At 66.9% G+C, this 12,547-nt stretch carries 10 protein-coding genes; 4 read left to right on the top strand and 6 right to left on the bottom strand.

Annotated features, from left to right (window positions below):
• Positions 1–24: 24 nt before the first annotated feature.
• Positions 25–1,311, bottom strand: coding sequence for a serine--tRNA ligase (gene serS / locus ACI2LW_RS24620; protein WP_404733366.1), 1,287 nt, complete (start codon positions 1,309–1,311; stop codon positions 25–27).
• 419 nt (positions 1,312–1,730) lie between these two features.
• Between serS and ACI2LW_RS24615 the strand changes: the two genes are divergently transcribed.
• Positions 1,731–2,324: an HD domain-containing protein gene (locus ACI2LW_RS24615; RefSeq protein ID WP_404733365.1), complete on the top strand. Its 594-nt coding sequence runs from the start codon at positions 1,731–1,733 to the stop codon at positions 2,322–2,324.
• On the opposite strand, the gene ACI2LW_RS24610 is transcribed toward ACI2LW_RS24615, so the two are convergent.
• From ACI2LW_RS24610 to ACI2LW_RS24590, 5 genes are all read right to left on the bottom strand, one after another.
• A complete protein-coding gene (locus ACI2LW_RS24610; RefSeq protein WP_404733364.1) occupies positions 2,312–2,779 on the bottom strand; it encodes an NUDIX hydrolase in 468 nt (155 codons plus the stop codon). The two genes, ACI2LW_RS24615 and ACI2LW_RS24610, sit on opposite strands and share 13 nt — an antisense overlap.
• A gap of 28 nt (positions 2,780–2,807) precedes the next feature.
• Positions 2,808–2,984, bottom strand: a complete 177-nt coding sequence (locus ACI2LW_RS24605) for a hypothetical protein (RefSeq protein ID WP_404733363.1) — start codon at positions 2,982–2,984, stop codon at positions 2,808–2,810.
• Between the two features lie 220 nt (positions 2,985–3,204).
• On the bottom strand, positions 3,205–4,026 hold the full coding sequence (locus ACI2LW_RS24600; RefSeq protein ID WP_006143135.1) for a DUF317 domain-containing protein: 822 nt from the start codon (positions 4,024–4,026) through the stop codon (positions 3,205–3,207).
• A gap of 16 nt (positions 4,027–4,042) precedes the next feature.
• The gene (locus ACI2LW_RS24595; protein ID WP_061915897.1) at positions 4,043–4,333 is read right to left on the bottom strand and encodes a hypothetical protein; all 291 of its coding nucleotides are present in this window, start codon (positions 4,331–4,333) and stop codon (positions 4,043–4,045) included.
• Positions 4,334–4,435: 102 nt separating this feature from the next.
• The gene (locus tag ACI2LW_RS24590; RefSeq protein ID WP_061915895.1) at positions 4,436–4,789 is read right to left on the bottom strand and encodes a DUF317 domain-containing protein; all 354 of its coding nucleotides are present in this window, start codon (positions 4,787–4,789) and stop codon (positions 4,436–4,438) included.
• Positions 4,790–5,446: 657 nt separating this feature from the next.
• On the opposite strand from ACI2LW_RS24590, the gene ACI2LW_RS24585 reads away from it, so the two are divergent.
• The 3 genes from ACI2LW_RS24585 (at position 5,447) to ACI2LW_RS24575 (ending at position 12,434) form a co-directional block, all read left to right on the top strand.
• Entirely contained in the window at positions 5,447–7,534 is a 2,088-nt protein-coding gene (locus ACI2LW_RS24585; RefSeq protein WP_061915892.1) for a hypothetical protein, read from the top strand.
• Between the two features lie 977 nt (positions 7,535–8,511).
• Positions 8,512–10,506 carry an ATP-dependent nuclease gene (locus tag ACI2LW_RS24580; RefSeq protein WP_404733362.1) on the top strand — a complete coding sequence of 665 codons (1,995 nt, stop codon included), beginning with the start codon at positions 8,512–8,514 and terminating at the stop codon, positions 10,504–10,506.
• Entirely contained in the window at positions 10,503–12,434 is a 1,932-nt protein-coding gene (locus ACI2LW_RS24575; protein WP_397910108.1) for a UvrD-helicase domain-containing protein, read from the top strand. The genes ACI2LW_RS24580 and ACI2LW_RS24575 overlap by 4 nt, the downstream gene beginning before the upstream one ends.
• The last annotated feature ends 113 nt before the right edge of the window (positions 12,435–12,547 follow it).

Here is a 12,547-nt window from a genome sequence, read left to right as displayed (position 1 = left end):
TGTTCGACAGACAGCCCGCTCAGCTCAGGCCGAGGGCGGTGCTGTCAGGACGCCGCTCGGGATCCACTTGCGCAACACCTCGGGTACCTCCACCGTGCCGTCGGCCCGCTGGTGCTGCTCCAGCAGCGCGGGCACAAGCCTGCTCGTGGCCAGACCTGAGCCGTTCAGCGTGTGGACGAACGTCGACTTCCCCTGTCGGGGCCGGTAGCGGATGTTGCCACGCCTCGCCTGGTAATCGCGGGCATTCGACACCGAGCTGACCTCGACGTACGCCTCGATGCTCGGCAGCCACACCTCGACGTCGTACGTCTTGGCCATCGCTGCGCTGGTGTCCCCGGCCGCGAGTCGCGTGATCCGATAGTGCAGGCCCAGTCCCTTTACCAAGTCCTCCGCTCTGCCGAGAAGCTCCTCGTGTGCGGCGTCCGAGGCGTCAGGGCGGGTGAACTGGAACAGCTCGACCTTGTTGAACTGGTGACCGCGGAGGGTCCCCCGCTCAGCCGTGCGATAGCCGCCGGCCTCCTTGCGGTAGCACGGCGTGTACGCGACGTACTTCCGAGGCAGCTCCGTCTCGGGCAGCGTCTCGTCCCGGTGCAGATTGACCAACGCTGTCTCCGCGGTCGGTAGCAGGAACCGCTCCGGACCGTGCTCCCCCTGCTCCAAGGCGAAGACCTCGTCCGCAAACTTGGGGAACTGGCCCGCCGTGTACCCGGCCGCGAAGGTCAGGATGTGCGGTGGCAACACGAACTCATAGCCGTCCCGCACATGGGCCTCCAGGAAGTGGTTCAGCAGCGCCCACTCCAGGAGCGCGCCGTCACCCCGGTAGATCCAGAAGCCGCTGCCGCCGAGCTTCGTGCCCCGCTCATAGTCGACCAAGCCCAGAGTCCGAGCGAGCTCCACGTGGTCCCTGGGCGTGAAACCGAACTCCGGACGCTGGCCGGCTTCACGAATGACCTCGTTGTTCTCCTTGCCCCCGGCCAGCACGTCCGCGTCGGGTAGGTTCGGCAGCGGATCAAGGAAGACCTGACGCGCCTGCTCCAGTTCGATGAGCCGCGCCTCCACGGCGGTCAGCTGCTCGCCCGCGGCCGATGCTTCACCGTGCAGACTTGCCACGCCCTCCCCAACCCGCTGCCGTTTCGCGATCTCGCCCGAGATCCTCTTGCGCTCCCCACGGAGGCGTTCCATCTCAGCCCGCACCTGTCGGTAGTCGTCGTCCAGTCGAAGAAACTCGTCGAGGTCGACGTGGACCGCCCGCTTGGCTAGCGCCTGCTGGACATGGACTGGGTTCTGGCGAATCAGGGTGACATCGATCATCCTGCCGTGCTCCGTTCGATCAGTCATCATGACGTGATCCCTTGGGAGCGCGGGCGAGAAGGGGCAACTCGCGGTGCCACCGCGCCTTCGCCACCAGCAGATGGTGGCCTCATTCGCGACCCGGTCACGGGGGTCAACCGGCGGGGCATTGGACCTTCCCTAAGGCCGTTCCTCCCCGCACTCGGGAGGGGATTCACCTGGGGCGCGAGGCTGCCTTCCCAGCTGCCAGCAGCTCTCTCGGCTCGCGTGATCCCTGGCTACTCGTCTCCGTCAACGCGTTGCCCGGAAGAATAAGTACGCGGCGATCAGGTCCGCAATCGAGAAACGCTTCAGCGGCTCCCGCAGCATCCAGGCTTCCCCTTTGCGCACGGCCACGGATGCCCAAGACGTCCTCGCCGTCGCTGCCATATCCTCCCCAGGTGGCAACGACCAAGGTTGACTGGGCGTACGAACTGGCTGGTGAGCTGCTGAGTCGCAGCCTCCCCCGCAGGTGGGCACACTCGCAGGGCGTTGCCGCTTGCGCCCAGACGCTGGCGCCGCTGGCCGGTAACAGCGCCGAGGTGCTGGAAGCCGCTGCAGTGCTGCATGACATCGGCTACGCGCCCCCGCTCGCCTCTACCGGATTCCATCCACTGGACGGAGCACGGTACCTCCGGGACGTGCACGGGGCGGAGGGACGGGTTGTCCGCCTGGTCGCGAACCACTCGTGTGCGCTGCTCGAAGCCGAGGAGCGTGGCCTCCGGACTGAGCTGGCCGACGAGTTCCCCCTGCTGGATGATCCGCTCCTCGTGGACGCGCTGGTCTACTGCGACATGACCACGACGCCGGACGGCCGACGGACGACGCCCCATGAGCGGCTGCAGGAGATCTTGGGCCGCTACGGCGAGGACAGCGTGGTCGGGCGTTTCATCCGCCGGGCCGCCCCGCACATCCACGCGAGTGTGGATCGGGTGCGGGGCGGCTGCGGTCGAGGCCGGCGTGGAGCTGTAAGTCCGAGCGGTCAGCCGAGGTAGGGGTAAGCCGCGGTCAGGTAGTGGCCGATCTGCTCGTGCATGCTCGGGTGGATGTCGAGCTTGTCCAGGTCGTCCGGGTGAACCCAGCGCACGCCGTCGGCCTCCTCATTGACGGTTGGCTTGCCCCCTACGGGGCGGCCGATGTACACGGCCTCGTACTGCTGCCGGATCTCGCCGTCGGTGTACTCGATGATGTGCTCCGGGTTGGAGTAGACGCCGAGGAAGCCGGTGACCTCCGCGACGATGCCGGTCTCCTCCTCGCACTCGCGGACGGCGCACTGCGCCGGGCTCTCGCCGATGTCCTGGGCTCCTCCGGGCAGGGCCCACTGGCCGGTGTCGCGGCGTCGCTGGAGAAGGATGGCGCCTTCGTCGTTGACCACGAGCAGGTTGCTGGCGGGGATAAGGGTGTTGGCCTTGGGGGCCTTGGGGTCGTGGTAGTACTCGGTCCTGCCCACGGCAGTGCTACTCCTGTCTGTCGGGCGCCTAGGGGCGCGCGGATGCCCACACGGCCTCGAAGCTGTCGCCGTACCGCTGGAACCACTCCCCGCCGTCTATGTTGCGGAGCTGGAGTAGCGGGTTGGCGCTGGCCGGCTGGCCCCAGATGTGCGGGTTGACCATGAGGTGGTCGTCGTAAGGGTGAACATGGACGAACGATGGCACTCCGGTCTGACAATCGGGGCGAGATCGTGGAACGCATCGTCTGGGCAGGCAAGATGGCACTGCTGGTGGGGATTACGGGCTCTGTCGCCGCTGTCGTCACATACTGCCGTCACGGTCCGAACCCCTCAGCGCACCGGCAAACACAGCAGCATGAAGCCCGCCCTTCCCGAAATCGGGGAGGCCGGGCTTCATGCCTCGAATGAAGGGCGGACACCGGCGTTCAGCCAGCCGGGGCGCGCAGGAGCCGGTCCCGCGTGCTCGCCGGCAGCACCCGGCGCAGGACCGGTGCGGTCGAGCTGAGCGAGGCGGCGAACGCGGCGACCAGGTCGTGCGGGACGCTGGCTGCGAAGGACGCCGCCCACAGGCACTGCGTGCCCAGCGCGGGCTCGGCCCATGCCTGCCATCCGGCCGGTCCCGCAGCGTCGGCCTCGGCGACCAGGGTGCGCGGGTCGGCGTCCTGGATGAGCGGCGGCACCTCGCCAAGGCTGATGTGCGAGGTGAACGTCGGGTCCGTCGCTGCCGCCTGGGGCTGGTCGATGTCGCGGAGCCAGCCGTGTGCGGCGACGGTGTCGAGGACCAGCTCGGGGCCGGCGAGCGGCAGGGCGGGCTGGTCGCGGGCGTCGAGCGCGACGAGGAAGTCGGTCACGGCCTCGCCGGGGACGTCGGGGGTGAAGTAGGCCGACCACTGGGCGAGCGGGTTGTTCGTGTCCGCACGGGCGGAGATCTGCCAGGCGATCGGCAAGTCGCCCAGGTGGAACGGCTCGTCCGCCAGGCTCCACTGCGCCCAGCAGCGCGCGTCGGGGCTGATGTGCAGGACGGTGCTGCGCAGGACCTGGCGGTCCTCGGGTGCTTCGTCCGGCTCGTGCCGTCCACGGACGATCGTCAGGCTCGTCCAGCCCAGGCCGGCGAGCGTGTCGGCGACGGTGTCGTAGAGGCGCCCATCGTCACCGGCCAGGTGCCGGGGGCCGACCCAGAACGCGAGCTGGCCGCCGCGTGGAGTGGACGGGTTGGGCGGGAATTCGGGGTACAGGGGCGCCTCCAAAGGGCTCGGTGCGGGTCTAGTTGCCGCCGGCACGGCGGCGGGGGCGGCGCGGCGGTGCCTGCGTGTCGCCCTGCCAGGTCAGAGCGACGGCGACCTCGGGCGGCAGATGGCCGAGCTGTGAGCCCTCGTCTCGGCCTTCGGCGAGGTAGACGACGGTTTGGCCGGTCTCGTCCACGGACTGCACGACTTGCGCCAAGCGGTGTGCCATCGGAAAGAACGGGTTCATGGCCTGGCGGACGGGAGCACTGCGGTCGCAACCAGACAGCAGGTCGATGAGATCGCCGACGGTCATCTCCGTGGACGTCATGAACGGCCTCCTTGGGTGAGGAAAACGGTGAGCGGTGGAATCAGCCGGCGGCCTGGCAGTCAGCCGGCCACCCTCCCAGCGAGGACTACGCGTGGGGCACTGTCATACGCGACGTGAGGTTTCCAGCACGCGCGCCACGGCGGCAGCGACGATGTCGGCCGGCGTCTCGGTGTCGAACGACAGCTGGTAGCCGCGTACGTTGGCCGTGCCGGTGACGGCGATCTTCCATCCCTCGCCGTCGGTGCCGGGACGACCGAGCGGGAACCAGCCGAGGTAGAACCGGCCGTCCTTGGAGCTGACGTGTACGTCCGCACGGTCGTCCACGATGAGGTTGAAGTCCTCCGCGGAGAACTGGTCCATGACGAGCGTGGGCTGGCCAGAACCCAGCTGCCACTCGCGCCGTCGCAGGGCTTCGACGGTGGTGGAGAAACCGGGGCCGGCGGGAGCCACGGTCACAGGCAATCACCTCTCTGACCTGGGGTTTCTTACAAGGTCGTCCACGTTGACATGCTCTCGCCCGTGCTGGCCAGTCTTTCCGCGATCTTTCCTGTCTGCCCCCGGCGAACTACGGCGGCCCACCCCTGTTGTGGGATCTCACGTTTCACGTCGGAATCTCACAACTGGTGTCGGCTCGAAGTCGGATCCGACACGGACCTGAGACTTGCAGGTCGCGGTGAGACGTCGCAGGCATCGGTCGCTTCCCGCCAGATGTCACATGCGGCACACTCGGCGCGAAGAACACATGGATCCGAGCGCGCTGCTGGTTGGGCACGGCGGTCGTCCCGGTGTTGCCGGGCCACAGTCGGCCAGCCAGGGCCTCGCTGGACCGCGTACCCGCAGCTGTCACAGAGTTGCACGTGGAACTTTCGTCAACTCACCCTCGCCTGCCGTCGGTTCGACTACGCTCCGTCGTGAGCAAGTTGCGTGATCAGGAACGGGCGGGGCACACCGCGACAGGTTGGTGTGCTGGCAGCAGATCTGCAGGGGGTCCTGAGACAGCCGGTTGGAATCCGGCCTCGTCTCTCAATGGCCTCGTTGTCCCCGGAATGTCACGTGCGGTCTCCGCGTCCCGCGCACACGGCGGCGGGGCACCTGACGAGCGAGGTCTCATCAGTGAGCTCCACATCTGTACAGCTGACAGACGAGAACGGTGATCTCGTCCAGATCGATCGCGTCCCCGGCCCGCTTCCGGTTGCGGAGGCCAAGGAACTGGGCCAGCTCCGCCGGGCTATGCGGAATAATCCGCGGATCAACCTCACGGACGAGGCGATCGAGGTGGCGGTCGGCGGTTTCCTCGACATCCCGCGCCTGACCATCTTGGCCACGCACAAGGACAAGGTCGACGGCCTTAACTCCTTCTACGCGGGAGCCACGCAACTCCTGGTCCTTGAGGGCCTGTTTGATGCAGAGAGCCTCTCCACAGTTCTCGGTAACCCGCGGTTGTCCGGTCAGGTCAAGGCCCCTCCGGCGCCAGCTCCCACTGGTGTCCGGAACGCATCCGGTGAGCTGCTGGCGCAGCTCAAGATCGAGTACGACAGCCCCGCCCATGCACGCAAAGTCGTCGAGGCCGTAGCACGGGAGACGCTGCTTCAGGAGGGGGCCGACTACAGTGACTCCGTCCTCAGCAACGGTGTGATGACCCCGGTCGAGGCGGTACTCACCGAGGCCCACTACGCCGACAACAGCCCGCCGACGATGACCGCAGCGCTTATCGACGGAACCTCGCGCTACGTCAGCGCCGCCGCAGCACGCCACTACAACCCGGAGGCGACGACCCCCGCTGAGCAAACCCGCACCATCGTCAGCACCATCGGCAACAACTTCGCCGCATCCCGAACCGCGCGCCGCCGCGCATACAACCGCGATGCCGAGCGCCACAACGCCGCTTTGGCGCGCGACGGCATGACCATGGCCACCCTGCGTCAGCTCCAGACCCGCGCCGTGCCGGTCCGCCTGATCGTGGGCGCCGTCCTTAACGAAGATGACGCCGACGACGTGCTTGCGGCTGCCGTCGCCACGGCACAGAGTTCCCGGCATATCAGCATCAACCGCTGGAGCGACGCAGCCCAGGACGCCATGACTGCCCGTCGGATGGTCAACCATCTCCTGCACCGGCAGATGGTCAGCCCGGCGTTTGCAGCGCTGGTCGCCGACGAGGAACTGACGGCGGAGGAGATCACCTCGCTCGTGCCCGGTTGGGACAGCGACCCAATGCACGGCCCCAACGGCCGCATCCACCCGCTATGGCGGGCCGTGCTGATCGTCCACACCCTGACGCGGTACAGGATCTTCGACGAAGCCAAGCGCTTCATTCGCAGCGACCGGGGCTTCGGGCAGGTTCGCGACGACCGCTACGCCGGGTTCCTCGGTGTGCTCATCGACATGCCCTGGCGGGCTGCTAAGCCGGCCACCACCGACGTGGCCCGCCGCGCCTGGCGTAATGGGGGCGTCCTGTACCCGGGCGTCTTCGGCGAGTGGGAACCCACGCCAGCCAGCGCCGAGACGCTGCGCAAGCTCGCCGACGACGGCGACGCCAACGCGCAGCACACCCTCACTGTGCTCTCTGGCACCGCCTTGATGGCAGACGCCGTGCTGACACGCGACACCGGCAGCAAGGTCGATGATGGCCGTGTGCCGTATCGGGCGACCCCGCCCGTTGTCCTCGCCCCGTGGACATCAACGGTCCGGGGCCGCTGGCAGGCCAAGACCGTGGTGGAGACCTTCGACCCCAACAAGGCTGGCGGCACCGGCGAAGGCAAATCCGTTCAGGCCCACTACACCTACGCCCACGTCGATGAGGTCGGCGAGCCGATCCCGGACGGCGCCACCCACGAGATCCTCCTTGAGAAGCACCTGTTCACGCAGGCCAACCCCGAACGTGCTGCCGACGAGCAGAAGAAGCGCCGCCAGGAACAGATGAAGCGGGAGGCAGAGCAGAAGATCACGCGGGAGGAGCGGAACGAACAGAGCCGCATCAACCTCCTCCACACCATCGGCGAGGCCCGTGCTGTGGTAGACCGCCTTACGGCAGAAGCCGCGGACTTTCCCTCCCCGCTGACGGAGCATCCAATGGGTGGCCGGGCGGATTGGAAGCAAGTCCACCAAAACCTGCGCGACCTTGAGGAAGCACTGCTCGACGTGCGTCCACCGGCCGGGACCGAGCCGACACGGCTTCGCGATGCAGACCGGCGCGAGGTGTGACGATGCCTCCGCACACGCTCACCGCGGACCAATCAATTGTCCAGCGCTGGCGCCTTGTCCTGGCAGCCACCCCAATTCAGAAGGCCCTCGTGGACCCGAGCGCCACAGCGGACCCAGTCGTCGCCTGGCCGGTCGGCCCTGCGGATCCCACAGCAGGGCTGCCACTCGGCCCCACCCTGTATCTCATGCTCGACGCGGCCTACCGGCCCCGATACTGCGGCCGTACGACCCAGTCGCTGACGGCCCGTCTTCGTGGGCACCGCCGGACGCGCCCAACCGATGCTGCCAATTGGCGATGGGCCCTAACGGTCGCCGTCCGTCGTGAGCCACAGCCGGTCGCGCGAGCGGAGGAGTGGATGCGGGCAGCGCTGACGCCCCCCGATAACAAGATCCGTGCTGCGGGATGGACCCATCCCCGGCAATAGCCGGTTGTATCTGTAGCGACCTGGGAGCTGGAGGAGCCATCAGAACGGTGGTTCCTCCTTCCCCCGAACAAGTCGACGACACCGGCCAGAGGGCCCATGCCCTATGAGACACCCTGAGCGCGAAGAACAGGTCCGAGCCGAGGAAACGCCAACCATCTGAGACTTCTGCCGCATGACGCGGCTTGAGACAGCGCTAGAACGCCCAGGTCACAGCGCCGGTATATGACATCGAGATTGAGAACTACACCTGTGGGATCTCAGATCCTGTGGCCGAATCTCACGTCAGCTGGCCATTCAATGGCCGTTTGGCCACGAATCCGAGACCGGCTGCTAAGCCTGTTCGCTCTACGGAGCGAGTCGACGCGAGATCAGGATCCGGTACGGGGTAGGGCAGCCGCACCTCTAGCACGGCTCTCGTCAGCTGCGATTCCTGGTGTCGCCTCAGCCAGGGCCGGCGCCGACTTTGATCGATATGGCACCGAGATCACACAGTTTCGATACCGTCATGTGCGCAGTCGCCGTTCATGACGTCGTTGTTCCGGAAAGTGACGAATGTTCATCGAGAAGCTCGTGCTGGAGAACTTCAAGTGCTTTGGGCCGGGGCGCACTTCCCTCCGCCTGGACCGGGGCATGACTGCCTTCATAGGCGCCAATGGTTCGGGCAAAACCGCGGCCTGCGAGGCGCTACTGCGGTTGTTCGGGATATCCGGGCAGGAGCGGTCCGTACGTGTAGACGACTTTCACGTGCCCGTCAGCGAGACCGACCTGCCCGCCAGCCGCGAGCTCACGATCGAAGCAGTGCTCGCCTTCCCCGAACTCGACGGCAGCGGGGAGAACGACGAAGTCGGAGAAGACGACGATGGTGATGCCGCGGTGAATGCGGAACGCCAGCAACAGGCCAGCGCATCCCGAGCGGTACCGGAGTTCTTCCGTCGCATGGCCGCCACGGAGGACGGCGACCTGAAGGTCCGGGTGGCGCTCCGGGCCGAATGGGTCGATGACGGCACGGTGGAGGGGGCGATCACCGAGTCACGCGTGATCGTCAACACCCTTGCCGAGGAGTACGACGAGGACGACTACGTGCAGCTGACTGCTGCGGAGCGCAGTCGTATCCAGATGATCTACATCCCGGCGTCCCGTGACGGCGTGCGTCAGGTGACGGCCTTCCTCCGCAGCCGGCTGTGGCGCGCTGCGCAGTGGTCAACTGGCCTGCGTGACCTCGTCAGTGGCCACACGGCTGAAGTCGCCGAGAAGTTCACTGAAGAGCCCGTGGTCCAGGCGGTCGAAGGCGCGCTGACGGCCCGGTGGCAGGAGCTGCACGACGCGGGGATGCACGCGGATCCGAAGCTGCGACTCCTCGACGGCGACTTCAACCAGCTGGTCCGCGATTCCGAACTCGTCTTCGAGCCCGACCACAACAGTCGGCCCAGGCCAGCCCGCATGCTGAGCGACGGGCAGCGGTCGCTTCTGCACCTCGCCCTAGTGGCGGCAGCTATCGACGTCGAGTCCGCAGTCTGTGCCGGCCAGCACATCGACGACTTCACACTGCAAGCCGCTCACCTGCCGCACCTGACCCTGATCGCGGTCGAGGAACCCGAGAACAGCCTTTCGCCGTTCTACCTGTCCCGGATCGTCAGTCAGTTGCAAGACCTGAGCGGCACCACGGCGACACAGACGATCCTCTCCAGCCACTCCGCCAGCGTCATGCCCCGCATCCGGCCCGAAGACGTCCGATGCTTCCGCACGGAGCCAGCCACCGCGACCACATCGGTCCGCGAGATTACCCTCCCCGGCGACACCACCGAGGCGGGAAAGTACGTACGCGAAGCAGTGCGCGCCCACCCGGAGCTGTACTTCGCCAAGTTCGTGGTGCTCGGCGAAGGCGACACCGAGCAACTCGTCATCCCCCGGATCGCCCAGGCTCACGGTGTCCAACTGGACCCATCGTTCATCGCGATGGTGCCGCTCGATGGCCGACACACCAACCACATGTGGAGGCTGCTCAATGACCTGGACATCCCCCATGCCACCCTGCTGGACCTCGACTATGGCAAAGTCGGCGCGGGCCCGGCCCGGCTACGTGATGCCTGCAACCGCCTCATGGACAACGGGTTCGACCCACTGGAAGGTCTCACCGACTACGACGAGGTCGACGACATCCACGACGGCCTCCGTCTCAAGCACATCAAGCCGATCCTGAAACACCTGCGCGCATTCGCCGTCTTCTACTCCGAGCCGCTCGACCTCGACTACGCCATGTTGTGCGCGTTCGAAAACGCCTACAGACACCTTGAAGCCAACCAGCGCGGGCCGGATTCCAGTGATCCGATCACCACGGTCCTGGGAGAGAAGGGGACCAGACCGCTCTACTGGAATGAGACACGGGCCGAGTGGTTGCGGTGGTACCGCTACCTGTTCCTGTCGCGTTCGAAACCGAGCACCCATTTGAGCGCACTCGGCCGCCTGAGTGACGAGGAGCTCCGGCTGAACGCGCCGGAGGTGCTCGTGGCCATCGTGGAGCACATCCGGAAGAAGGTGTCATTGTGAGCGCTTCCGACCGCCTCGTCCCGACGAGAACGCCGACGCTGCGCCCAACAACCCTGATCCCGGTCGAGGATTGGCGCCCGGCCGGTATCGAGGATCTGGAGCCGGCCGCGTGGCAGGCCCTGCGGGACACCGGGAATGTGGCGGTCGTGGCCGGGCCGGGCGCGGGCAAGACGGAGTTCCTCGCTCAGCGCGCCGCCTATCTCCTGCAGACCGGACTGTGCCCGTGGCCGCAGCACATTCTGGCGATCTCCTTCAAGCGGGACGCTGCCGCCAACCTCGGGCGCCGCGTCGCCGCCCGCGTCCCGGAACACGCCAGCCGCTTCGCGTCGATGACCTTCGACGCATTCACCAAGGGACTGGTGGATCGGTTCGCGCCGGCCCTTCCGCCGGACTGGCGGATGAGCCACGGGTACGACATCCGCATGGCGCCCGACTCCGAGGTGAGGGCCTTCCTCAACACCGTCGCCTTCTCGGCGCCACAGGCGCTAGCCAGGCAGGTCGGGTTCCAACCGGGACGCTTCGTCTCCGACATCGTCGGGGGATGGAGCCTGCCCGAGAGTGTGCCGGCGGACGATGCCGTCGACGCCGTCTCCTACGCCGCACGCGAGTGGTGGCGCGCCCGCTACCTGCGGCCGGGGAAGGCGGAAGTCGACTTCGTCATGCTCAACCGGCTCGCCGAGCTGCTGGTCCGTGCGGTGCCGAGGCTCCGCCGCGCCCTACGGATGACCTATCCCATAGTGTTCGTCGACGAATTCCAGGACACGACCAGCGCGCAGTTCTCCTTCCTCGCATCAGTGTTCGGCGAGGAGGCCGCGGTGACCACGGTCGGAGACAGCAAACAACGGATCATGGGCTGGGCCGGCGCTGTGCCCGAGGCCGTCCAGCGCTTCACCAGCACGTTCCAAGCCACCGCCTACTGGCTGGCGTGGAACTTCCGCTCCAGCGACGCCCTGGTCGAACTCCAGCACGTGATCGCCAGCAAACTCGATCCGACCACAGTGCGGGCCACCTCGAAGGCGACTGCCGAGGACGGGCACGAGCCGGCCGTGCTGTGGACGTTCTCCGGCGGAGATAGGGAGGCGAGGTTCATCGCCGACTGGATCGCCCGGGACATCGCCGGCTCGGACCGTATGCCGGCGGACTTCGCGCTCATCGCACGGCAGAAAGTCAAAGACTTCGAGCCGCTGTTTCGTGCTCGCCTCGCCGCGCACGGCATCCGAGTCCGCAACGATGACGCGCGGGTCGGCAAGATAACCCTCCAAGACCTGCTGAAGAGCGATACGACTCGCCTGTTCGTGGGGCTGCTCCGGCTGGCGCACCAGCCTCGTGGCCTCGCCGCACTGTGGCAGGAGGTATCGGCGACTCTGGAGCGTGTACACGGCGCAGCCGATGACGAGACGGCCCAGCAGCGTGTCGGCGAGGACTTGAGCGACCTGACCACCCGGCTCCGTGCCTGGCTTCAGGCCCACCCTCCGTCGACCACGTCCGCTGCCGACGCCGTCCGAAAGGTGCTCGATCTCGTGGACAGCGCGGCTCTGCGCCGCTACATGAAGGCCACGGCACCCGGTGAGGAGTTCGATCTCGTCACCGGCGCATTCGAGGCGCGCCTTGAGACGGTGCTTGACGGGGCAGACGACTGGGGTGTGGTGCTCGACGAGTTCGAGTCCGCCGATGCCGTCGTCTTGCTCACCACCCACCGCAGCAAGGGCCTCGAATACCACACCGTGTTCTTCCTTGGTATTCACGGCAGGCAGTGGTGGGCGCTCGGAAGCGACCCGCGTGAAGGGACATCGACCTTCTTCGTGGGTCTGTCCAGGGCAGCTCAACGGCTGGTCTTCACCACGGACCGGTCCGAGCGCACCGGCCCCATCGCGGCCTTCTTCGCGATGCTCACCGAGGCGGGAGTGCCCGAAGTCGATCAAGGATAGGGACAGGCCCGTGAGACTGCCCCATCCGACACAGTGTGAGACGCCCTTGAGAAGCCGCAGGTCCCAGCCTCGCTGCAGGACGCGAGCTACGAGATCCCGCACCTGTGGGATCT

The organism is Streptomyces sp. NPDC004065 (assembly GCF_044903565.1).
Classification (GTDB): domain Bacteria; phylum Actinomycetota; class Actinomycetes; order Streptomycetales; family Streptomycetaceae; genus Streptomyces.
The sequence above is the reverse complement of the archived record's forward strand: the minus strand, read 5'-3'. Positions and strand labels throughout refer to the sequence as shown.